We start from the raw sequence: 21,526 nt of genomic DNA, 5'->3' as shown, positions 1-21,526 counted from the left end.
CAGAGTCCGCTCCTAGCGGGTGTTGGTGTATCCCATCAACGTGGATGCAACCGCGACTCCGAACTGAGACACGAGCGCCGCCTTCACCGTGGCGCGGCAAGTATGAGGAGTGACCCATTCCAAGCCGGTCCCCCTCACCATCTTCCGCCACCACCGGTTGACTGAGTTCGGGTGTACCCATCCGCCAAGAGTAGACTCGAATACCGGCCCATCAGTGGCTACCGCAATCTCATCCCTGACCCAGTCAGCAACCCGGTCCGAAATGTCCAAGACTCGATTCTTCGACGAATCCTCTGAATATTCTTTCAGCTTCATCTCTCCGCGGCTAGCAAGCGTACCGGAGACACGCACTACCAGGTGCCCATCGGGGGTCTCCCGAAAGTCGCCGTATCGCAGCGCGAGCGCCTCGCTGATGACCATTCCAGTGTCGAATAGAATGTCAATAAGGCGCCGGAGAATGACCGACCCTGGCGACCCCTTCACCTGGGCTGACTCCCGCGCTATCGTCTTCAGTGCTCTGACCTCATCGTCCGACATGACGCGAGTCTGCCGATTCTGTCTGGGCGCAAGGTTCTGCTGAGACGCTGCGTTCCACTCGATCACGCCCTCATGAACGGCCGCCGCTAGGGCCGAACGAAGTGAAATGAGGCCGATCCGCGCCTGGGATGGGGATTCTAGTTCCGTGAGCCAGATCGCGGAACGGACGTCGCTGCGCGTGAGTGCACCGATGCTGATGTCGCCGATACTGGCGAGCAGCCGTGCGGATGCTGCGCGATAGACAGAAATAGTAGGCTTTTCAAGCCTGGATTCCGCCTCCATCTCATCTATCCACTCGGAAACACATTGGGCGACGGGCTGACCCGTTTCCCGTAGGTCTTCACCCCGACGCTCATTCAGGTGCTCCAGCAGCGCTTCAACTGCCGCCTCCCTTGTCGCCCCAGAGCGCCTTACTGATTTGATTCTGTCACGGGCGTCACGATAGCGAGTTCGGGCTGCCCATTGGTCGTCCGCCTCCTGCTTTGCTGAGATGCTCCCCCACTCGCACTTCGGTAGAGGCGGCCTAGCCATTTCTGCTCCGTAGGACTTTGCCGGTCGTGTTGAGGCTCATGCCCGCCCGGTGTGCGGCAGCCCCGACTATGCGCCACCGCCGGACCCTTGCAGGATCCACCCGTCTCCGGCCCGGGCCGGGGAGCCGTCGCGCTTCGCCTCCCATGCGGTGCGACCGTCCTCGCAGATCCACATGCGCCCGCCGCCGTAGCCGTCACTGGAACTGGAATGCCAGTCGCTGCACCATTCGTCACCGAATTGGTCCACGGCCCGGTATCCGGTGGAGGTCGCGGCCGTGTCACCGTACCCGCGGGCGAACGTGTTCGGCACCTGGCGGGTCTCGATCACTTCGAGCACGTAGCGACGGAACATCTTCACGGCGCGGTGAGTGTGCCCGAGGCTGCAGACCTGGACGAGAGGCCCACCGACCTGCTCGTGGATGACCCTCTCAGCCACTGAAATCGACCCCGCCGACGGTGGCGACGTAGTGCAGGGACGCGGCACGCAGGCCATGGCAGGCGAGCAGGAATTGGGTGCCGTAGGACCGCATCGGGAGCTCGTAGGCGTCGGGGAACTCGATCGTCTCGCCGGTGACCGGGTCGGTCCACTGGAACTCCATGAGAGCTCTGACGGTCAGGTCGTGGCTGTCGTCGGCTCCCCACACGTCCAGTTCGAGGGCTCCAGTGAGTCCGGCACGGGACTCACCGGTCCAGTGTTCTGTGAGCTCGTCGACCAGGGTAGCCAGAGATGCCCGCAGCACGTGCTCGTCGTACTCGTTCACCTGCAAGCCGGACGGCGCGAGCAGCTTCTGGGCCCAGTAGGTGACATTGGTGTCGGTGGGGTCGTGGAAGAACGAGAGCATGTCCCGTACGCGGGAGAACACGAACGTGCCGATATCACCGGTGAGGGTCAGCAGCCCCGGCGCGGTGTGGATGTCGAACCGGAACATGCCGGTCCCGGGAGTGGCGAACCGCAGGTGCCGGTACACGCCGTCGGAGTGGAGCACCCGCATCTCGTGGCCGGCGAAGGCGTTCTTCGCGCGTGCCAGCGACTGGGCGTGGTACCGGTCCTGGATCGTGGCGATGGTGGAGGCGAACGAGGTCGTGTCGATGCTCATGCCGTCTGGGTGTGCGGCACGGGTCGTTCAAGCCCCCCGCCCGCACACCTGATGACCATGGACACCTCGAACCGTTCCCGCCAGCCCGCCGGCACCCCCACCGGTGGACAGTTCGCGCAGGAGGAACTCTCCCCCGCCGGCCTCTCGCTGCAGCCGCCGAATAGCTACGCCTCATCGGCCGACCGGCCGGACTCGCAGGAATATGCCTGGCCCGCCGGCACACCGAGGCACCTGGCCCTGACCGCCTACGACGATGACGAAGGCGTGTACGTGCTCGGTGACGTACTGGAGGTCCGCTCCCCGGTCAGCGCCCGGAAGGACTGGATCGATCAGCATATGCCGGCGCTGGTGATCCTGCGCCGGGCGGGGGTCCGCGGCAAACTCGATGTGGGTGCCACCGACTACTACGGCAATGGCAGCCAGTGGAGTGCGCGCCTGGGAATGCCTGCGGGCGGGTCGATCTGGTTCGAGACGTCCATGGACCCCACGTTCCCTGACGAGTCGGGCGGCCTGCTCATGGGCTCCATCAACAGCAGCGGCAACGCACGCCTGGGCCGCGATTGGACCGCCGGCGACCTGCACGATGCCCTCGTCCGCGAGGTGAAGACCGTCTCCCTGGGGTTGGATGCACGCCAGCGTGTCCGGGGCCTCTCGGACAAGAGCTACCAGGTGCGCCCAGCGCGCGTTCAGCCACTTCCCGGTGGGCGGATGCGGCTCGCCGGGTTGGCAAGCAAGAGCGGGCGCGACTTCATCATCGACTTCGACCCCAGCAGTGGGCAGGTCGAGGATCCGGCACTCGAAGCAGGCCGTGGGGCCACCACGACCCCCGAGGGTGACGCCTGGGCGCTCATGGCCCGCCACGCCGGGATCAGGGGTGGACGCAATACCCGCGCGCCGCAACGACTGCAGGAGGCCGTCACACGGGCGATCACCGAGATCAATGATCACCCCAACGTGACGTGGCTCCGTGACGGCTTCACTCCCGAGGACTAGCCGGCGTCCCTGAACTCGCGCCACTGCACCCAGGTTCGTCCGCGCACCACCGTCGTCTCGACGATCTCCCGGGCGGCCTCCAAGGCCGAGTCCAGGTCCGGCCAGCGGTACTGCCAGGCACGGAACCGCTCCGGGACGGACGGGTGCTCCCCGAGTGCTCCGCGCCGGAATTGGAGCCCGGTGCGCTCCACCGAGTAGCCGCCGCCGCTGCGACCCTCATAGGGTCCGCGCCAGTTCACCGTCACCGCGAAGCTGGACTGGTCCATGTCACCGGCGTCCATGCCCTCCGGTAGGACGAGCACCTTGGTCGTGATGGTCGTCATCGCTCCTCCTCGTCCGCGTCGAGCATCGCTGCCAGCAGTTCATCCAGCAGCTCATCCAGCGGGCCGTCGTAGGGCTCCCGACCTTGGGCCCGTGCCTGCTCTCGCAGCCGTGCACGCTCGTGCCGGTCGGGATCATGCTCCCGGCAGAACATCTGCCCGGCTACCCGCGTCCAGTTCGTGCGCTCCCCGCATTCGGTGCACGGGATCCCCACCGTCCGCACGTCGAAGACGCCGGAGGCGAACCGGTCGCAGTGGCGGCAGAATCCGGCACCGTTGGTGTAGCCGCGGGTCTCGTACTCGTGACCAGGGCAGCCGGCTGCTCGGGTGTGCTTGGCCCAGGCGGCCTCCTCAGCCTCAGCGATCGTCTCCGCTTCACCGCGCAGGAACGTACCGGCGTAGCTGGCCTCGAAGAACGCGGTCCGGTACCTGTCACCGTAACGACGAAGCACCAGGCCGCGAGAACCGCCGCTGAGGTGGGCGTCCTGCGGCCAGGGGCGGGCGACCTCGGACCGCCCGTGGTCGACGGTGCGCCCGGTCACTGCTCGACCCCTTGGCCGGTGCCGGTTGGCGCGTGTTGAGACCTGATGGCCAGCCGCCATCGCCCCCACTCGAACCTGACCTGGGGCCGCAGCGCTATCTGCGGTAGCCAGCGCCACCTCGGGGAGACTCCGGTGACCATGTTGAAGCGCCTCCCGCGACGCAGATGGATGGAGTGCCGCCCTTGGGGGTGGTGGGTATTGATCGACTCGATCAGTGATCGCCGTGTCGCCGGGGCGTGTTGTTGAGCCTGCTCGGGCGTGGACCACTGGAAGGTGGCAGTGGCCTTGCGGCCGTCGGCGAGCAGCAGGGTCAGCGTCAACAGGGTGCCGGACCTGCTCCAGGTCTCGGAGACGATCTCCCGGACGTATGGTGCGGTCATCATGCTCCTTCGACGAGAGAGGCGAGGGTGCCGGGCATGAACGTCTCGATGCCGACGGCCAGGATGTAGATGTTCAGGGCCATGACGAACACCCACTCACGCCCGGAGCCGGCGGTGCCCAGCAGCGGGATCGCGAAGTAGCCGTTCTTCTTCCACAGCGGCGTCTCCACCGCGGGCTTCGGGGTCAGCGGCCACAGCAGCGGGATCCCCTGGACGGTGAGCATGTCGCCCAGCAGATGAATCAGTACGCCCATCCCGACCGAGATCGGCAGCCACCACAACTGTTCGGGGGCGAAGTAGACGGCAGCGGTCCCGGCGGTCAGTGCCGTCAGCCACGACGTCTTCCAGCCACGGGTCAGGCGCAGGGCCTTGGCGGCGAAGGCGACCATGAGCACGATGAGCAGCCACGCCCCGATCTGGAAGTCCTCGGCGAGCCCCCAGGGCAAGTCGATTCGCAGCGGGGCCAGCGCCCAGGCGAGCCCGAAGCAGGCCAGAACGCCGAGGAGGGAGTGGGTGCCGTGCCGGTGACCGCCGCTGGCCTGACCGACGACGCGGGTCAGCACGGTCGAGACCGGCGGCAGGGAGTAGGCGATGGTGCCGGAGTGGTGGTCGGCGTCGGGCAGGAGTGCGGCACCTGCGGTCACGAGCGCCCCGGCTGCGACCTGCGCGGGTTCCATCGGGATGAGGCCGGTGGCACCGGTGGCCGTGGCGGTCAGTGCCACCCAACCGGCCGCGCCCATGGTGGCGTGCCCATGCCCCATCATCGCCCATCACCACTGGCGCAGGCGTGGCGTCCGAGCTCGGGCACGTCGGCCCAGAGCGGGGTCAGGTCTTCGGAGTCGTGGATCTCGATGCTCATGCCCACCAGGTGTGCGGCACGGGGCATCCGACGCCATCGAGGGCCAGTGCCGACGTTGCGGCCTCGATGGTGCTCACCGGCTGGCTGCCACGCTGCTGGGATGACCGGCATACAAGGGGTGGCTGACATGAACGGAGCGGGCCAGGGCCACCACGGGGTCTTCGTCTTCGGATTCACGCTCCCACAGTTCTGCGATGTCGAGGGTGTCGAGTGCTCCGGCGACGCTGCTCGGGGCCAGGACGGTGCCGTTGGCGGTGACCTTGAATCCGCGCGGGAGGATCCCTTCGAGGTGGCGCAGGTAGGTGCCGTAGAGGGGTGAGGAGCCGAGTCCCTGCAGCCAGGTGTCGATCACCGTGAGCTCACCCGCAGCGTCGTCGAGCGACTGGCCCACGGCCCACCAGGACGTGTCCAGGTTCGACCCGTTGATGCCGATGACGGCCGGCCCGTCGGTGCGGTGCAGTCGTCCGAACTGGTCGACAACCTGCAGGATCGTTGCACCGTCCCGTCCCTGCAGATGGAGGATTCGGGGCCGCTCACGCTCATCGCCGAGGGGCCCGTCCCACGGCTGGCCCTGGTCATCGCGGGGGTCGTCCAGCACCTCGATGAAGCGGGCGGGGAACATCTGACGGGAGCGTCCGAGGCCGGGCAGTGGCGTGTCCATGCCAGTGGGGTGTGCGGGGCCCGCCCTTCGATGCCATCCACCGAGGCGGATCGGCCCCCTGAGCCAGACCTGAATCGGGCACCAGTACGGGTGCAGAATCGGGTGCCGAACATGCTCTCTGGGACCGGCCGGTTCGCCCGCAAATCGGGTTGGCCCGGCCGGTCCCAGGGACTGGTTCCAGCGGCTCACTCAGGGGCCGGTTCGGGGGTCGCGGGCCCTCGCCGGAGGGCTCTGTAAACCGGTCCCAGGAGGGTCCGTGAAGTCACTGAATCGGGCCTCGTCCCGGCTCCCCGACCCCTCGGATCGGGGCCGTGGTCGGGCATGGGATTCACCCTGTTCGTGGTCCGAATGGGGCCGGTTCAGGTTGGCTCTTCACCCGCTCGGAGGGCCTGCCGGCGGGCCCGGGAGAGGCTCACCGGGCCCCGAATCAGCCGCTGGATTCCCGCTCGTTCGGGTGCCGGATCGGGCTCGGCGGCACCCCTAGCCGGTCCCAGATCAGGTGCTGAATTGGGCCCTCGACCGCTCGCCGGGAGCCACTGGACCACCTCTGGAACGTCCCTGGATCGTCGTTCTGGGGGCCGGCTGGAGGGGGTTCGAGCCCAACCCCGAGACACTTTACTCATTCTTTACAAAGCCACTTGCTGACGGTCGACCCCGATCCCGTCACCAACCGAGCTCCCGAACCTGACCCTTGACACAACCCTGGTGACAATGGTATTCGCGCGGGCGCATGCGCGCACACGCGCGCCCGCGCGCGCCTGGGCGCGCGCCCGACGGGTCTAGAGGGGATGCGATACTGCCAGTACTAGGTACTTTCGCCGGTTCCGGGTGTCATCTTGCCCCGTTTGACACCACTTGTCACCCCCTCAGTGACAACACAAAACCGCATGATACTGCGGAAAGGTCGGTGTTTTGGACCCATTTGTCACCTTGGCACTGTTCCCAGTGCATACGTATAGGAGGATCCTGCTATATATATCGATCCCCACAGAGATAGAGAGTGCATGCGCCCGTGTGTGTGTGTCTGTGTAGGTGTCAAAGTGACAAATATATATATATGGGGCACTCGCACCCGCTCTGACCTGCACCTTTTGCAATCCCTTTACTTGTCACCCGATCCAACCCACTGGTGCCAACGGTGACAAGCGGACCACAGCGCCCACTGAGGCACCCCTACCTTTCCGCATGAAATCAACGATTCCAAGTTGCCACACCCCCTCCAACCAGAGGTGACAACACCCCAAAACGGTGTGCGAGCACCAACCCGCCCATCACGACCACCGAGCCCCGGCCCAGGGGCCTGGCCGAGCGCCCCAACATCGCGGCCACCGGTAGCCACCACCATCACCAGTCGGCGAAGGAGCCGGAGCGCCCGTGGGTCCTGCACTCATCGCCCCGCACACCTGACGGATATGAGCACGCGCGATCGCACCCGACAGCCCGCAGGCACGCCCACCGGTGGACAGTTCGCCGAGGACCCCCGCCCGGCCTCACCCCTGTCCCTCGCCAGTCCGCCTGCCGGTGTCCACGACGCAGGCGGCGATCCGCTTCCCGCGCTCATGGACCTGATGCGCTCCGGCTCCCGCGGGCAGGACGACTACCTCGACCAGGTCCCCACCCACCTGCCCCACCTGGACACCGCGACCCATGAGGCCGACCTGTTCCAGCCGGCGACACTGGCCCTGGCCGAGGGCCGCCCCTGGGACGCCGAAGAGCTCATGGACATCGCCGCCCGGCTCAACGACCGCGAGGGCCGCTGGCGAAGCGACCCGACCTTCCGCGAGCCGGTGATCGTCACCGAGCCCGCAAACCCCACCTACGCCGACTCCACCTACGGGCACTCCACCTACGGGGACTGGCGAGTGGGGGCACGCTACGACCAGTTCGCCCAACCGAAGCAGATCGCCTCCCAAGTCCGGTCCGACATCGCCGCCGCCGTCGAAGCCGGCTACCTGCCCGGCGGGCCCGGCGTCACCTACCGGGTGAGGTCGGCCAACACCGGTGGCGACCGAAGCGTCTACATCCACGCCCATGGACTGGACGACGCCGAGATGCTCGCCGCCGGTGAAGGCACCGACGGGCTACCCCAGTGGCGCCCCACCGCCTACGCCCGCCTCGTCCGCCAGCGCCTGACGGACCTGGGGTGCCAGTACGTCCGATCCCGGATCGCAACCGAGCACGACTACGCCCACGTCTCCACGTGGATCGACGTCGGCGTGCAGACCCGTCACCAGGCTCACCCGCGCTCGGACGCCGCAGTCATAGACCGAACCCTGATCGCGGCGATGCACGGGCAGGACGCACCGGCCCAATAGCGGCCCGGGCCCCGGCTGGCGGCGTCTACGCATGGGGCTGGGTGGAGGCAGATGCCAGCCGTCCCACCGAACCAGAATCGAGACCACCAACATGCCCGACCTGAACGCGCCAGAGCCGAATGAGCCAGACGTGAATGGCGCACACCGGAATGAGCCACACCGGAATGCGCCGGACGCGCGCCGGCAAGGGTCGAACCCGCCCGTCCTGCACCGGCCCTACCTGCTCGATGCCGGCGAGGGGCTGCTGTTGACCCGGCCCACTCCCGCCGACCAGGACGCCCCCACCCTGCCTGGGCTCGTCAAGACCGCCGAGCGGCGTGAGCAGTTCCTGACGGACACGCACCTGGCCCCGGGTGACGTCATGGCGGCAACCATCGTCGCTACCCCGCTGCCCGACTATTCGCGCATCCGCCAGGGCCGGCGTCGCTGGGAGGGCCTGTCCCCGGCGATGATGTGGCATCCGCTCATGTGGCTGCCGGAGCGGCTGGCCCTCCCGTACGCCCTCATCGACAGCGACATCGACGACCCCAGCATCGACAGCCCTGGCATCGACGACCCTGGCGCTGGTGGTTCGGCCGGTGTGGAGCGTGAGCGGCTCGAAAGCCCGACCGAGCTCGCAATCCGTGTCGCCCTGGAACTGACCTCCTCGGGCATGTACGACCCGGTCACCGGCGGGTGGGTCGACGTGCTCGACCTGTTCGGCCTGGACATCACCACCCCCGCAGTGCAGGAACGGGTGAGGGCCTGGTTGGACGGCGCTCCCGATGAGGACCTCGACCGCATCGACCTGTCCGGCTACATCGACAATCCCGACGAGCCCGACTGGGCCGTGCATGTGGTCGCCGAGCTCTTCGATGACCTGATCGCAGCCACCTGGCACCTGGTGGCCCTCGACCTCGCCGGGGCGCTCACGACCCTGGACGGGGCAACGACTGAGGCGATCCTGGCGCGCCTGTCGACGGTGACCACGATTGCTACGAGCACCATCGGCGATGCGGTCATGGGCCTGGATCTGAGTCTGGGCCAGCGCCTCAGCCAGATCACTGCCGCCCTGCCCGCCTTCACCACGGGAACCGCCGACCCCCAGGCGCTCCTGGACGGCCCGGTCACCGACACGGCTACGGCACTTCGGGTGGTGGCCCGCGCCTACCGTCCCGCACTGGAGTTGCTGGATTCGATGCGGGAGGAAGAGCCCGGCGCAGCATGACCAGCCCAGCATGACCAGCCCAGCATGACCAGCGCGGCGTGGCCAGTGGTTGGACGTGACCAGTGGTTGGACGTGACCAGCGGTTGGGGTGGCCGGCGATTCGGTGCGTCGGGGACGGGCCTGTGGCGTTGGTCGGCTGGCCCCGCACACACCTTGGGTGAACTCCTCCGACCGTGTGAAAGGTCCACCCATGTCGCTACCCGCCCGTCAGATGGCCGGCACTCCCGCCGGTGGACAGTTCGCGCCCGTGGCCAAGGCCCGACCGAGCACGGTGCTGCGGCCCATCCGCCCAGACGATGTGCCCAACCAGCCCAGTACCACCGACGAGCCTGGGACTGCCAGCACTCACGGGACTGCCACCCCGAAGCCTGAGATCGGGTTCTTCGAGGCCGTGCGCATGGCCGCGGCCGACCCGATTGGTCCGGTCCGTCACGTCGGCTCCAACGGCACCGAGTGGTTCGATGAGCCGCTCTTCGACGATGAGCCCAACCGTGCGCGCGAGTGGGCCGGTGAGGGCCCGCTGACGATCTGAGCCGGGCTAGAACGATCATGGCTTCGTCCTCCTTCGTCCACCTGCACGTCCACTCCGAGCATTCGGCGCTGGATTCCACTGCCCGCGTCGGTGACCTGATCGCTGCCGCTGCCGCGGATGGTCAGCCTGCTATCGCCATCACCGACCACGGCACCCTGGGCGGCATTTTCACGGCCATGACGGCTGCCCGGGCTGCCGGGATCAAGCTCATCGCCGGTGAGGAGATGTACCTGGCCATCGGTGACCGGCACGAGCGGAACACGATGGAGGTTCCCCGCGAGGGCGTCGCCACCGACGCGGGATTGGCCGGGCAGGGGGCGACCAAGACGAAGCGCTACCACCACCTGACCGTCCTGGCCCGTAACCAGGAGGGCTGGGCGAACCTGGTGGCCCTGCACAACGAGGCGCAGAACTCCCGTTGGGGTAAGCACCCGCGCATCGACTACGACCTGCTCGCAGACCATGCGGGCGGGCTCATTGTGCTCACCGGCTGCCTGGGCGGTCCGGTGCTGGGCCCGTTGGCGCACGGGGATGAGGCCGGTGCCCGCGCCGGCCTGGAGGCTCTCATCGGCGCTGTGGGGCCCGAGAACGTGTACGTCGAGGTGATGGAGCACGGCGTCGGCATCGAGTCGGCGGCGCTGCCGCGGCTGGCCGAACTGGCTGACGAATACGGGCTCACCCTCATTGCTACGAACGACGCCCACCATGTCGAGGCCGGGGGCAGTCACGCCCACGAAGCCTGGTTGGCGCTGCAGACGAAGAAGACGCTCATCGACCCGCCGGCCTCCCGGTTCACGTTCACCGGTTCGGGCTATCACGTGCGCACCGCCGAGGAGATGTTCTCGCTGCGCGATGAGGACTGGTGGGCCCGGGCGTGCCGGGGAACGGTCGAGCTCGCCGAGCAGGTAGAGGCCGATGTCCTGCCCGAGCACTACCTGCGGCTGCCGAAGTTCCCGACACCGGACGGGTTCGCCTCCTCGAAGGACTACTTCGTGCACCTGGTCAAGGAGGGGGCCACGCGCCTCTACGGCGACCCGTACCCGGAGCATGTGCGCGAGCGGCTGAACACGGAGATGAAGGTGATCCGCTCGTTCGGGGTCATCGACTACTTCTTGATCGTCCATGAGCTCATCACCTGGGCCCGCTCCCAGGGCATCCGTGTCGGCCCGGGTCGGGGTTCGGCGGCGGGGAGTATCGCCTCGTTTTGCCTGGGGATCGTGCAGGTGGATCCGCTCCGGTTCGACCTGCTGTTCGAGCGGTTCCTGGACCCGACGCGGGTCGGTATGCCCGATATCGACATCGACTTCGAGAAGGGCCGGCGCGACGAGGTGCTGGCGCACCTGGTGGACATGTACGGCGAGGACTATGTGGCCCGCATCGGCACATTCCAGGTGTCGAAGACGAAGGCGTCTATCAAGAGCGCTGCCCGCGTGCTCGGCCTGCCCGCGACCCTGGGCGACAAGCTCTCGAAGGCGGTCCCGATGGACGGTGCCGAGCCGTACACGTTCACCCGAATCGACCAGACCCGCACCGAGGATTCGGCCGGTTTCTGGGCAGAGGTGGACGCCGATGAGCGCGCCGCCGGTGTCGTCTCCCTGGCCCGCCAGTTCGAGGAGGTGACCACGGGTGCCTCCATTCACGCCTGCGGGACCGTCGTCTCGGATGCGCCCCTGGGTGACCTGATCCCGATGCGCAAGGACACCGGTGCCGGTTCCCACGAGGACGACCCGCTGGTGACCGAATGGGATGCGGCAGGTGTCGATGACGGCATCGGCCTGTTGAAGCTGGACGTTCTCGGCCTACGCAACCTCGATATCGTCTCGGCGGCGGTGCGCAATATCGCCGAGCTCACCGGGGAGACCATCGACCCCGACCACCTGCCCGACGGGGACGACCTGGACAACGACCGGGTGCTGGCCACGTGGCGGCTCTTGGCCCACGGCCACACGGCGGGGGTGTTCCAGCTCGATTCGAGTGGAATGCGGGAGCTGACCCAGGACGTGGCTCCCACCTCGCTCGAACACCTCTCCGCTCTGGTGGCCCTGTACCGGCCCGGGCCGATGGCGGCGAACATGCACACCCGCTACGCGGCCCGTAAGAACGGGCGTGAAGGGGTCGACTATTCAATCTTCACCAACGACCCGGCCGAGGAGGAGCAGCTTGCCCGCGTGCTCGGTTCGACGTTCGCGTTGACGGTGTACCAGGAGCAGGCGATGCTCCTGGGAGACGTGGTGGCCGGCTTCGGCCCGGCAGAACGTAACCGGCTGCGCAAGGGGATCTCGAAGAAGATCGCCGCCGAGGTCGATGCGGTCGGTGAGCTATTTCTGGCCGGAGCGGTCAAGGACACCGCCACCGACGGCAGCCCGAAGCTCGCGTTCTCCGCGCGCACTGCCGAGCGCGTGTGGGACTCGATCAAGGGCGGGGCCTCCTATACCTTCAACAAGAGCCACAGTGCCGCCTACGGCTACCTGGCGTACGTGACGGCGTTCTTGAAGGCGAACTGGCCCTCGGCGTATGGGGCCGCGCTGCTCGCCGAGACCGATGACCCGGACAAGCGGGCGATAGCGCTGACTGCACTGGACCAGGAGGGCGTGCAGGTGCTGCCCCCGCAGGTGAACTCCTCCCAGTACGCCTCGACCGCGGTGGACTCTGCCACGGTCGTGCTGGGCCTGGGCGAGGTCCGTGATGTGGGTAAGGCTGCCCGTGCGATCGTCGACGAGCGAGCGAGCGGCGGGGTGTTCTCTTCGATGGCGGACGTGCTCGCCCGGGTGGAACTGCCCGGCGGTGACGGGAAGCCGTCACGGCTGACGACGAAGGCCGCTCAGGGACTGATCGAGTGCGGTGCCGCCGACGAGTTCGGTCCGAGGAAGGGGCAGATGCGGGCCCTGTGGTCCATGCGAGCTCAGGGGTCAATGCGCTCCCACGCGGGCGTGCCGGTCTCGGGCGAGGAGTGGGGCCTGGTCGAACGGGCCGTGCGCCAGCATGAGCGCCTGGGTCTGGTCATCGGCCGGCACCCGATGTCGGCGCTGTCTGCTCAGGTGAAGAAGTGGGATCCGCCGGTGTTCGACGAGTACGGCGCACCGTTGGGTGCCCGCCCGCGTCCCATCCACAAGGCGCTCTCGGGTGGCCGCTCCACCGTGCTGACGGTGGGTCTGGTGACCCAGTGGAAGGTGAAGCCGGACAATCGCGGTGGACGGCGGGCGTTCCTGACGTTGGAGGGCTCGAAGGGCTCCATCGAGGCGATGGTGTGGGATTCGACGCTGAAGGCACTCGATAGGGCGGGGCACCGGGTCGGTGTCGGCTCCGTGGTGGGCGTTCAGGCGCGGGTCCGTACCCGCGAGTTCGAGCAGGCCGACGAGGAGGGCAACCTGGTCACGGTCGAGCTCCACTCCCTCACGGTGACCAAGATGTGGCCCATCGGGTATCAGGATGTGGACGAGGTGGTGGCCTCCCCTGCCCCGGCCGTCGTAGACCTGCAGGCCGCGATGTTCGACCCGAACAGGCCCCCCACCCCCACGACTGCCCCCGAACCCGCCACGGCCGCGAGCACGGCTGTATCGGCCAGGACTGCTTCAACGACTGGCACGGCTTCACTTGCCAGGACGGGCCGCGGGTCCACGCGGATGGTCGAACCGGCACCGGTAGCTGCGCCAGCACGAGGGGCCACCCGGACACGCTCCGGGATCCTCGCTGTCCGGCCCGAGCCGACCATGCAGCCCGGCACCGCAATCCAGCCTGGCACGAGTGGTGACCCGCGAGTGTTGACCGTGGAGGCCGGGAAGGGGTTGAGCTCAGCGACGAGCGACCGGGCCCTGCTGTCCCCCGCCCCTCCGAACATCATCTTCGCGCCCGAGCCGGAGATATTCCGGTGCTTCCGCCGCTACGACCATGCCGGGAACGTTGAGCTGACGGTCATCACTGCACCCGAGCGGGGTTGGACTGCGGCGGAGCGGGATGCGGTGCTCAAGGCCGCACGTGACCCCGATGTGGCGTGGGTCCGGTCAGGGCAATGGGAGTACTGGATTCCCGAACCGGAGCACGCCCCCGGGCTAGAACTAGCCGACAGCACCGTTTGAGCACCAGCACCGTCTGGGAGTCAGCACCGTCTGAGAATCGGCCCAGTCTGGGAACCAGCCCGGTTTGAGCACCAGCACCGTCTGAACAGCAGCACAGTCTGAACAGCAGCACCGTCTGAACAGCAGGAACGTCTAAGAATCAGGAGAACGACAGTGAACCAGCCGCCAGAATCCCCCATCGCTCGATGGCTGTGGGTCGATTTGGAGACCACCGGGCTCGGCTATGACCGGGCCGACCCGTCCAGGATTGTGGACGATGCCATCTTGGAGGTGGCCGCGGTGGTGACCACGGGCGACCTGGAGGTGGTGGGCGCGTTCGGTCCGGTGACGGTGCGAGGTGATGAGGGGGCGCTGGAGCGGATGGTGCCGTACGTGCGCCAGATGCACACCCGTACGGGCCTGCTCGAACGTGTCCGGGGGCCGCAGGCGCGGGGAATCGGTGACGTCGACGCGGACCTGTCGGAGTGGATGGCCGGTCATGGGCTGGACGTGGGGGTGGTGCTCGCTGGTTCGAGCGTGAAGCTGGACTTCGACTTCATTCGCCGTCACATGCCTGCCACGTTCGCCCGCCTGCACTACCGGGTCATCGACGTGTCCTCGTTCAAGGAGGCGCTGCGCGTGTGGCGACCCTCGCTGATCGAGGAGATGGAGGACGGTTGGACGAGTAAGCATCAGGCGATGGACGACATTCTGGACAGCATCGCCGAGCTGCGCCGCTACCGGGGCCTGTTCGCTTCGGGGGTGGTCGCGTGAACCTCGCCGAATACACTGCCGGGGCCGCCCGGACCGCGATCTTCCCGCCGGAGCGGGGCCTGGAGTACACGGCGCTGGCACTGTCCTCGGAGGTGGCCGAGCTCGATGAGGCCATCGCGGCCTGGCGCTGCGGCGTGGGGCCGGTCGAAGACGTGCGTGCTGAGCTCGGTGACGTCCTGTGGAACGTCGCCCTGTTCAACCACCACCTTCCGGGCCGGTCCCAAGATGCGCTCCTGCCCGAGACGAGCCTGGGATCCCTGCGCGGGGATTCGCTGGCCGTCCTGTCGGTGGGTGAGGCGCTGAGGATGCTGCAGGCTGCGTCTGGGTGGCTCGCCGGACGAGTCTCCAAACAGATCCGTGACGGGGAGGGGGCCGTGGCCCCGGGCGTATTCGATGACGCGGTCCTGTGGCTTCTCGATACTGCCGGTGGGCTCGCCAGGCTGCTCGGCTGGGACCTGGATGAGGTGGCTGAGGCGAATCTGGCCAAGCTGGCCGACCGGCAGTCCCGTGGGGTGCTGTCCGGCTCCGGGGATCACCGGTAGCGGTTCGCAGATGGCCCGGGTCCGCACACCTGAATGAGTGAGCCGGTGGTGACGGTGAACGCGCCGCTGCCGGGCTAGAACAACTGTCGACCGAAGGGCCGGCATTCGAGTGCTCATCTGAGCAAGACCATGACCAAGAATCAAGGAGCAACACCGTGAACAACATCGTGCTGGTCGGCAACCTGACGAAGGACCCGAAGCTCATCACGAAGGGCAAGAACCCGCGGGCGATCTTCACCATCGCCATCAACGAGCGGTTCGGCGACGAGGGCGAGGAGCGCACCCACTTCGCCAATGCGACCGCCTGGGGGACGCTGGCCGAGAACATGGCCAATTCCCTCTCGAAGGGTGACCGGGTCGTGGCCGTGGCCCGCCTGAACACCTACGGCAAGGACGTGGAGGTCGACGGCGACGAGATCGAACTGACGATGACCTCGTTCACGGTCTCGGCGATCGGCCCGGACCTGCGTTGGGCGGAGGCCGAGGTGACGAAGGTGAAGCCGCAGAAGTCCAAGCGCCGCGACGACGAGGACGACGACGAGGAAGACGAGGAGGAGGCCGAGGAGAAGCCGAAGCCGAAGTCGAAGGTCCGCTCCAAGCGCCGTGACGAGGACGACGAGGAGGAAGAGGAGAAGCCGAAGCGCAAGCCCAAGCGCAAGGCCCCCGCCGACGACGACGAGGACGACGACGAGTTCTGAGCCGACACGGATTCTGAGTCGGCACTGGCCCTGAATAGGCACCGGTTCTGAATCGGCGTGACCCCCAAGGGGCTGGCATCTACGGGTGCCGGCCCCTTTCGGGCGTCTACGCATGGGGCCGGAGTAGGAGGTGCTTGTGCCAGTGAGGAACCGAACGTCGAGGACTGTGCCGCGCCGGCGGAATGCCGGATCGTGGCTCGATGAGCTCGACGGCACCGACCTGCCCTCCCCCAGCCCATCCACGCCCAGCCCATCCACACTCGGTCCGGCCAAGCCCAGCCCGGCTGCTGCTGCCCTGCCTCCTGTGTCCTCTCCGCTGCTGCGTACGCGCGGCGACGATGTGCGCTGGCTGTTGACCTCCCCGCCCGCGAAGGTGCTCGCCGCGGTCATTGTCCTGGCCCTGGTGGCGGTCCCGACTGCGCTGTACGGGGTCCCGCATTTGAAGGACTGGTGGACGGCGACGACGAATCCGCCCGAGCCTTCGCCTTCGATCGTGTACGTGCCGGTGACGCCCACGGCCACCCCAACCCCGAGTGAGTCGCCGTCCCCGAGTGAGTCGCCGTCCCCGAGTGAGTCGCCGAGTCCGACCCCGGAGCCGTCGAAGTCGCCGGAGAAGCCGAAGGAGTCGAAGAAGCCGGTCGATAGGCCGGAGCCGGTGGAGAAGCCGCAGCCGGCCCCTGCACCCCCGCCGGCCCCGAAGCCCGCACCGAAACCTGCCCCGAAGCCTGCACCGACGACTCAGGCCCCCAAGCCGAAACCGAAACCGAAGCCCAAGCCGAAGCCACCTGCCCCGGCCCCGCGCGCGTCCACCTCGAAGACGGTCACCTGCACCGGGAATGCGACCGTGACGTTCACTGCCTCCGGTGGCGGGACGGTGAAGATGTCCGGTGCCGCTTCCGGGTCTGGTGCCGGTTCGGTGACCCGTTCCGCGAAGACGAATGGCGGTTCGGTGAGCGTGACCGCCACGGCCGAGAACACCGTGAACCTGTCGTGGGGCTGGCAGGGCTCAGGGACGTGCGGGTAGGGGCTGGTTCGTCATGGAGTCACTGCTGGCCTACGTCGTGGCCGATCCTCGCCGCCTGCTCGCTGCCGCGGTCGTGCTCGTGGTCCTGGTGGGGGCCGTGGCCCGCTCCCGGGGCTCTGCCGGGCCAGTGCAGAAGGACGCCCAACGGCTGTTCACCGCGGACCAGTGCCGGCGCATCCACGAACGGGCGCAGAACCAGTGCGAGCACAACCCGTGGCTCGGTGGCCGGTGCTCAGCGGCAGGCACTCAGGCCGATCACGTCTACCCGCACGCGAAGGGCGGGGCCACCTCCCTGGCCAACGCCCAGTCCCTGTGTGCCCGTCACAACCGGGCGAAGTCGGCCCGAGTGCCCTCCCCGTTCTACATCTGGCGGTTGGAGCATCGCCGCCGGTCCTATTTCCCGGACGGGGAGCGGGCGAAGGTGAACTGGCATCAGCCGAGCCAGCTGGGGTGAACTCCCTCGCTCCCCTGGGGGCTCGCCCGACCCGATCTGCCCGGGTGCTGGGTGTCCTCAGTGCGGGTCGTCCTGGTCCCGGACACATCAATGCCGAAGGCAGCTGTTCGGGGCGCGTCTACGCATGGGCCCTGGTGACGACGGACGGGAGATGACGTGACGGGTGCAGAAGGCCGGGAACCACGCCGCCCGAGCACGCCCGCACGCCCCCAAGAAGACGCACCTGACCGCGCTGCCCAGGGTCGTCATGAACAGGGTGGCCGGGCTCGTAGTGCTCCGCCGCCGATGCGCACGCCCCGCGGACCACGCCACACGGCTGCCCAGCCCGGACATGCCCAGCCCGGACATGCCCGCCCAGATGCCGCGGGCCCTGATTCAGCTGACGGTGGGGGCCGTCCTCGCTCCCCGGGGTTCCGTGTCGGTCCCGAGATCACCCCGAAGCACCGCCCCGGGGACGCCCCTGCTGCTGGTGATCGCGCTGCTGACGCCGCTGGTGACCCTGCCGGTGGGGAGGGTTCGGGTGGTGGCCAGGTGGCCGGGGCTGCGATGGATCCTGCCCGCTCGAAGATGTCTGGGGGTGCGGCGAAGAAGGCTGCCACGGGATCCGCATCTGCGTCTGCATCTGCCGGTGTTGCCGGCGCGGCTGGTGCCAGTGCGGCTGGTGCTGCTGCGACCGGAACCGCGAAGGCCAGTGCCAAGGCCGCCACGAAGGCGGGGGCGGAGAAGTCGGCCGGGTCGGCTGCGAAGGCTGGGGTCGCCAAGGGTGCGGGGGCGGTAGCGACGAAGGCTGCCTCGAAGGCGAATGTGGCCGGGGAGGTCGCGGAGGCGGCCCGGGCGTTGAAGTCGCCGGGTGAGAAGAAGTCCGCGAAGCAGGACGCGAAGGATTTGACGGCGGATGCGGCCACGGGTGCCATTCAGGGTGCGCTGGTCGGTGGCGGGGCGGGAGCGCTCGTTGGGGCGTTGAAGGGGGCTGGGCTCGCGGCGGCGAAGTCGTCGCGGGGCCGGAAGTGGATCGCGGGGCTGGCGTTGCTGATGGTCCTGCCGATGCTCGCGCCGATGATGCTGATGGCCGGGGCTACGACTATCGCGGTCGCCTCGGTCTATTACGGCCAGTCCCAGCAACAGTCTGCGGACGTGGCTGCCGTGGATGCCTCCATCGACTCGTCGAAGATGACGGTGCTGGCGGATGCGGCGAGCGGGACGGACGTGCCGTGGCAGCTGTTGGCGGCCGTGCTGGCCGTGGGGGCCACCGGCGGCCCATCCGGTGGTGGTGGGCCTGGTGGTGGCGGTTCGGTGGAGGTGATCGAGCCGGACGGGATGACCTGCCCCGAAGCATCGCCGGGGGTGGAGTCGGGCCTGACCTCGAACGCGCTCCTGGTGTACCGGTGCGGGGCGAATCAGTTCCCGCAGGTCACGTCCTGGGGCGGGGTGGGTGAGCGCGGGAACAACCCGAACTCGGACCATCCGGCGGGCCGGGCCGTCGATGTGATGATCCCGAACTGGCAGACCGATGAAGGCAATGCCCTGGGCTGGGAGGTGGCGAACTGGTACCGGGCGAACTCGGCCAAGCTCGGGATCAAGTACGTCCTGTTCGACAAGAAGCAGTGGACGGGTGGGGCCGACTGGGGCCCGTACAGCCACCCGTCGGGGGCCTCGAACCCGAACCTCGATCACCGCAATCACGTCCACGTCTCCGTGGTGGCCGACGGGCAGGCAGGCAATGATCCTGCCGGTAATGACCCGGCCGGAACCAGTGGCGGGACGATCGGTGGGCTCGGTGGCGGGCGGGGGCGCGGGCCGTTCGGGCTGAGCGATGAGGCCGACATCTCCGATGAGGATGCCGGCGAGGTGGCCACTGCGGCCGAATATGTGGCCGGGGTGCTCGGTGATGGCCTGGCGGCTCACGCGGACGACGAGTTCGGTTTGAGTTTGGAGACGGGCGCGTTCACGGCTGGGGATGGGACCGTGACGTTCGCAGTCGACGAAACCAGTGGCGACGAAACCAGCGGTGACGAAGCCAGTGGTGGTGACGAATCGGGTGACTCTGGTCAGCTGGACGGTGCCCTGGACGACACCGATCCCCGGGGTGAGGACACTGCCGACACCAGTTCAGCCAGCACCAATTCAGCCAACACGGGTTCGCCCAGTACGGGGACGGTCGTGGATCCTGCGGCTGCTGCCCGCGCCGAGCGCGTCAAGGAGGCGTACGTGGCCGCGTTGACCGGTGGCCCGTTCGCGTCGATGAGCCAGTCTCGCGCCGAGCGGGTGTATTCGACGGCTCGGTCCTGGTTCTTGGGGGTGCCGGTCGATCTGGGGGCTGATGCGGGCATGTGCCTGAACCCGGAGGTGAACGGGCCGGGTGCATCCGATGGGGCGGTGATCCCGGATGAGTATGTGGATGCGATCACGGCGGCCTCCGAGGTGTCGGGGATCCCGGTCGATGTGTTGGCGGCCCAGATCAAGGCCGAGTCGAATTGGGATCCGACAGCTGTCTCGGGTGCCGGTGCTCGCGGCATCGCCCAGTTCATGCCGGGCACGTGGGCGAGTTACGGGCATGGGGCCGACCCGTTCGATGGGCAGGCAGGTATCCGCGCCCAGGGCGAGTACATGCGCGACCTGATGAAGCAGGTGGCCGACCTCGCCGGCGGTGATGAGCAGAAGCAGATCAAGTACGCGCTGGCCTCCTACAACGCGGGTCCGGGCCGGGTTCTGGCGGCTGGGGGCATCCCGGACATCGAGGAGACGCAGAACTACGTCAAGAAGATCATGGCCGACGCCGATATCGGGTTCGCCGGCTGTGTCGTCGACATTCCGGGTTCTATCGAGCTCGGTCCGGGTGAGTGGGCCCCGGTGGTGCCGGGTGCTCGCCTGACGTCGGCCTATGGGCCCCGCGGTTGCCCGTTCGCCAGCTGTGCCTCCCGCCCGTACCTGCTCAACCATGACGGCATCGACCTGGCCGGTGGCACCCCGCACTTCTATGCCCCAACGGACATGCGGATCACCCATGTGGGCGGGCCCGGGGACAGGGTGTACCCGTTCTACGGCAACTACATTTTCGCGGTGCAGCTTGATCCCCCGCACCTGGTGTTCGAGTTCCATGAGGCCGCGGACGGGTCGGTGCTGGTGCAGAAGGGTGATGTCGTCAGGGCGGGTGCGCCGCTCGGGCTGCAGGGTGCGACCGGTAATTCTTCGGGCGTGCACGTGCACTTCCAGGTCGATAAGCCCGGCACGGACGTGTCGGGGCCCGGGTTCCATTCGGGCGAGACGTTGGATCCGATTCCGATTCTGAGGCAGAAGGGGGTAGCGCCATGAGGCGTCGCATCTACACGGGGCTGGGGGCATTCGCACTCGTTGCCGCACTGGCGGCGTGCTCGTCGGGGCAGCCGGAACCAGACGAACTGGATGGCCCGCAGGTCACCATCACGGCTGGTCCGGCGTCATCGTCCGAGGGCGATTCGGGCAGTAGCGATTCGGGCAGTGACGCCTCTGGTGCTGACGGGCTCGACCTGCCCGATGGCATCGACCGGGCCGAGTACGAGGCGAAGGTTGAGCTCGCCCGCGAGGTGGCGAAGGTGATGAGCACCTGGACCCCCGGCGAGGACTTGAACTGGACGGCCTCAGAGTTGCGGGCCCGCGAGTTCATGACGGCGGCGAAGGCAGACGAGGTGCTCGCCCCGGAGCGCCCGGCCAGCGGCGACCAGTGGCGTCTGGCCGATGAGAAGGGGGCGACGAGCATCCCGTTCGTCTCACAGAACACCGATTTCGACCTGCCGGCGCAGACCCACGAGGACAAGCAGGCGCTGGTGATCTCCATGAACGTGTACTGGAGCTGGCAGACGCCCGACTTGGAGGCGTGGGCGGGCAGGTCGCGCACCTACTACTTCTCGTTCACCGATGAGGAGCCGTACAAGATCGCCGGCTACACCTACGAGGATGGCTGAGGATCGCCGGGACCGCGCGGAACACTGAACCGGTTCGGGGCAGGGAGTGGGTGCCGCCAGACCTC

The 21,526-nt window shown here is 67.8% G+C and carries 20 protein-coding genes; 11 read left to right on the top strand and 9 right to left on the bottom strand.

Annotated elements, in window-relative coordinates; all coding sequences use genetic code 11:
- Positions 1–12: 12 nt before the first annotated feature.
- The 3 genes from GCG21_RS08650 to GCG21_RS08640 all read right to left on the bottom strand — a co-directional run bounded on the left by GCG21_RS08650 (position 13) and on the right by GCG21_RS08640 (position 2,164).
- Positions 13–819 (bottom strand): tyrosine-type recombinase/integrase, encoded by an 807-nt coding sequence (locus GCG21_RS08650; RefSeq protein WP_194165012.1) that lies wholly within the window; start codon positions 817–819, stop codon positions 13–15.
- Positions 820–1,134: 315 nt separating this feature from the next.
- A complete protein-coding gene (locus GCG21_RS08645; RefSeq protein ID WP_152819101.1) occupies positions 1,135–1,425 on the bottom strand; it encodes a hypothetical protein in 291 nt (96 codons plus the stop codon).
- 70 nt (positions 1,426–1,495) lie between these two features.
- Positions 1,496–2,164: a hypothetical protein gene (locus tag GCG21_RS08640; RefSeq protein ID WP_152819099.1), complete on the bottom strand. Its 669-nt coding sequence runs from the start codon at positions 2,162–2,164 to the stop codon at positions 1,496–1,498.
- A gap of 51 nt (positions 2,165–2,215) precedes the next feature.
- Here GCG21_RS08640 and GCG21_RS08635 point away from each other — a divergent pair, with 51 nt between their 5' ends.
- Positions 2,216–3,157 (top strand): hypothetical protein, encoded by a 942-nt coding sequence (locus GCG21_RS08635; protein WP_152819097.1) that lies wholly within the window; start codon positions 2,216–2,218, stop codon positions 3,155–3,157.
- Here GCG21_RS08635 and GCG21_RS08630 read toward each other — a convergent pair.
- From GCG21_RS08630 to GCG21_RS08610, 5 genes are all read right to left on the bottom strand, one after another.
- Positions 3,154–3,480, bottom strand: a complete 327-nt coding sequence (locus tag GCG21_RS08630) for a hypothetical protein (protein ID WP_152819095.1) — start codon at positions 3,478–3,480, stop codon at positions 3,154–3,156. The two genes, GCG21_RS08635 and GCG21_RS08630, sit on opposite strands and share 4 nt — an antisense overlap.
- Entirely contained in the window at positions 3,477–4,019 is a 543-nt protein-coding gene (locus GCG21_RS08625) for a hypothetical protein (RefSeq protein ID WP_152819093.1), read from the bottom strand. The genes GCG21_RS08630 and GCG21_RS08625 overlap by 4 nt, the downstream gene beginning before the upstream one ends.
- On the bottom strand, positions 4,016–4,399 hold the full coding sequence (locus GCG21_RS08620) for a hypothetical protein (RefSeq protein WP_152819091.1): 384 nt from the start codon (positions 4,397–4,399) through the stop codon (positions 4,016–4,018). The genes GCG21_RS08625 and GCG21_RS08620 overlap by 4 nt, the downstream gene beginning before the upstream one ends.
- Positions 4,399–5,121 carry a metal-dependent hydrolase gene (locus tag GCG21_RS08615; protein WP_370517413.1) on the bottom strand — a complete coding sequence of 241 codons (723 nt, stop codon included), beginning with the start codon at positions 5,119–5,121 and terminating at the stop codon, positions 4,399–4,401. Before GCG21_RS08615 ends, GCG21_RS08620 begins: the two co-directional genes overlap by 1 nt.
- Before the next feature lie 210 nt (positions 5,122–5,331).
- Complete coding sequence (locus GCG21_RS08610) at positions 5,332–5,919, bottom strand: hypothetical protein (protein WP_152819087.1); 588 nt, start codon at positions 5,917–5,919, stop codon at positions 5,332–5,334.
- A gap of 1,412 nt (positions 5,920–7,331) precedes the next feature.
- Between GCG21_RS08610 and GCG21_RS08605 the strand changes: the two genes are divergently transcribed.
- The 7 genes from GCG21_RS08605 to GCG21_RS08575 all read left to right on the top strand — a co-directional run bounded on the left by GCG21_RS08605 (position 7,332) and on the right by GCG21_RS08575 (position 16,042).
- Positions 7,332–8,234 (top strand): hypothetical protein, encoded by a 903-nt coding sequence (locus GCG21_RS08605; protein ID WP_152819086.1) that lies wholly within the window; start codon positions 7,332–7,334, stop codon positions 8,232–8,234.
- Positions 8,235–8,364: 130 nt separating this feature from the next.
- Positions 8,365–9,441, top strand: a complete 1,077-nt coding sequence (locus GCG21_RS08600; protein ID WP_152819084.1) for a hypothetical protein — start codon at positions 8,365–8,367, stop codon at positions 9,439–9,441.
- 190 nt (positions 9,442–9,631) lie between these two features.
- Positions 9,632–9,973, top strand: a complete 342-nt coding sequence (locus GCG21_RS08595) for a hypothetical protein (RefSeq protein ID WP_152819082.1) — start codon at positions 9,632–9,634, stop codon at positions 9,971–9,973.
- 17 nt (positions 9,974–9,990) lie between these two features.
- Positions 9,991–14,049: a DNA polymerase III subunit alpha gene (locus GCG21_RS08590; RefSeq protein ID WP_152819079.1), complete on the top strand. Its 4,059-nt coding sequence runs from the start codon at positions 9,991–9,993 to the stop codon at positions 14,047–14,049.
- Between the two features lie 153 nt (positions 14,050–14,202).
- The gene (gene orn, locus GCG21_RS08585) at positions 14,203–14,802 is read left to right on the top strand and encodes an oligoribonuclease (RefSeq protein ID WP_152819077.1); all 600 of its coding nucleotides are present in this window, start codon (positions 14,203–14,205) and stop codon (positions 14,800–14,802) included.
- Positions 14,799–15,344 (top strand): MazG nucleotide pyrophosphohydrolase domain-containing protein, encoded by a 546-nt coding sequence (locus tag GCG21_RS08580; RefSeq protein WP_152819075.1) that lies wholly within the window; start codon positions 14,799–14,801, stop codon positions 15,342–15,344. Before orn ends, GCG21_RS08580 begins: the two co-directional genes overlap by 4 nt.
- A gap of 155 nt (positions 15,345–15,499) precedes the next feature.
- Complete coding sequence (locus GCG21_RS08575) at positions 15,500–16,042, top strand: single-stranded DNA-binding protein (protein ID WP_194165010.1); 543 nt, start codon at positions 15,500–15,502, stop codon at positions 16,040–16,042.
- A gap of 738 nt (positions 16,043–16,780) precedes the next feature.
- Here the strand turns inward: GCG21_RS08575 and GCG21_RS08570 are convergent.
- Positions 16,781–17,020, bottom strand: a complete 240-nt coding sequence (locus tag GCG21_RS08570) for a hypothetical protein (RefSeq protein WP_152819071.1) — start codon at positions 17,018–17,020, stop codon at positions 16,781–16,783.
- Positions 17,021–17,079: 59 nt separating this feature from the next.
- Between GCG21_RS08570 and GCG21_RS08565 the strand changes: the two genes are divergently transcribed.
- The 3 genes from GCG21_RS08565 (at position 17,080) to GCG21_RS08555 (ending at position 21,461) form a co-directional block, all read left to right on the top strand.
- Positions 17,080–17,520, top strand: a complete 441-nt coding sequence (locus GCG21_RS08565; RefSeq protein WP_152819069.1) for an HNH endonuclease — start codon at positions 17,080–17,082, stop codon at positions 17,518–17,520.
- Positions 17,521–18,324: 804 nt separating this feature from the next.
- The gene (locus tag GCG21_RS17230) at positions 18,325–20,832 is read left to right on the top strand and encodes a transglycosylase SLT domain-containing protein (RefSeq protein ID WP_152819067.1); all 2,508 of its coding nucleotides are present in this window, start codon (positions 18,325–18,327) and stop codon (positions 20,830–20,832) included.
- The gene (locus tag GCG21_RS08555; RefSeq protein WP_152819066.1) at positions 20,829–21,461 is read left to right on the top strand and encodes a hypothetical protein; all 633 of its coding nucleotides are present in this window, start codon (positions 20,829–20,831) and stop codon (positions 21,459–21,461) included. The genes GCG21_RS17230 and GCG21_RS08555 overlap by 4 nt, the downstream gene beginning before the upstream one ends.
- The last annotated feature ends 65 nt before the right edge of the window (positions 21,462–21,526 follow it).

Source organism: Pseudactinotalea sp. HY160, from assembly GCF_009372055.1.
GTDB lineage: Bacteria > Actinomycetota > Actinomycetes > Actinomycetales > Beutenbergiaceae > HY158.
Note: the sequence above shows the minus strand (reverse complement) of the source record. Positions and strands in the feature narration are given on the sequence as shown.

Excerpts from the sequence above, each read along its gene's own strand:
- GCG21_RS08610 (WP_152819087.1), bottom strand. The coding sequence starts at position 5,919 with ATGGACACGCCACTGCCCGGCCTCGGACGCTCCCGTCAGATGTTCCCC.
- GCG21_RS08620 (WP_152819091.1), bottom strand. The coding sequence starts at position 4,399 with ATGACCGCACCATACGTCCGGGAGATCGTCTCCGAGACCTGGAGCAGG.
- GCG21_RS08565 (WP_152819069.1), top strand. The coding sequence starts at position 17,080 with ATGGAGTCACTGCTGGCCTACGTCGTGGCCGATCCTCGCCGCCTGCTC.
- GCG21_RS08650 (WP_194165012.1), bottom strand. The coding sequence starts at position 819 with ATGGAGGCGGAATCCAGGCTTGAAAAGCCTACTATTTCTGTCTATCGC.
- GCG21_RS08555 (WP_152819066.1), top strand. The coding sequence starts at position 20,829 with ATGAGGCGTCGCATCTACACGGGGCTGGGGGCATTCGCACTCGTTGCC.
- GCG21_RS08595 (WP_152819082.1), top strand. The coding sequence starts at position 9,632 with ATGTCGCTACCCGCCCGTCAGATGGCCGGCACTCCCGCCGGTGGACAG.
- GCG21_RS08630 (WP_152819095.1), bottom strand. The coding sequence starts at position 3,480 with ATGACGACCATCACGACCAAGGTGCTCGTCCTACCGGAGGGCATGGAC.
- GCG21_RS08605 (WP_152819086.1), top strand. The coding sequence starts at position 7,332 with ATGAGCACGCGCGATCGCACCCGACAGCCCGCAGGCACGCCCACCGGT.
- GCG21_RS08590 (WP_152819079.1), top strand. The coding sequence starts at position 9,991 with ATGGCTTCGTCCTCCTTCGTCCACCTGCACGTCCACTCCGAGCATTCG.
- GCG21_RS08635 (WP_152819097.1), top strand. The coding sequence starts at position 2,216 with ATGACCATGGACACCTCGAACCGTTCCCGCCAGCCCGCCGGCACCCCC.
- GCG21_RS08640 (WP_152819099.1), bottom strand. The coding sequence starts at position 2,164 with ATGAGCATCGACACGACCTCGTTCGCCTCCACCATCGCCACGATCCAG.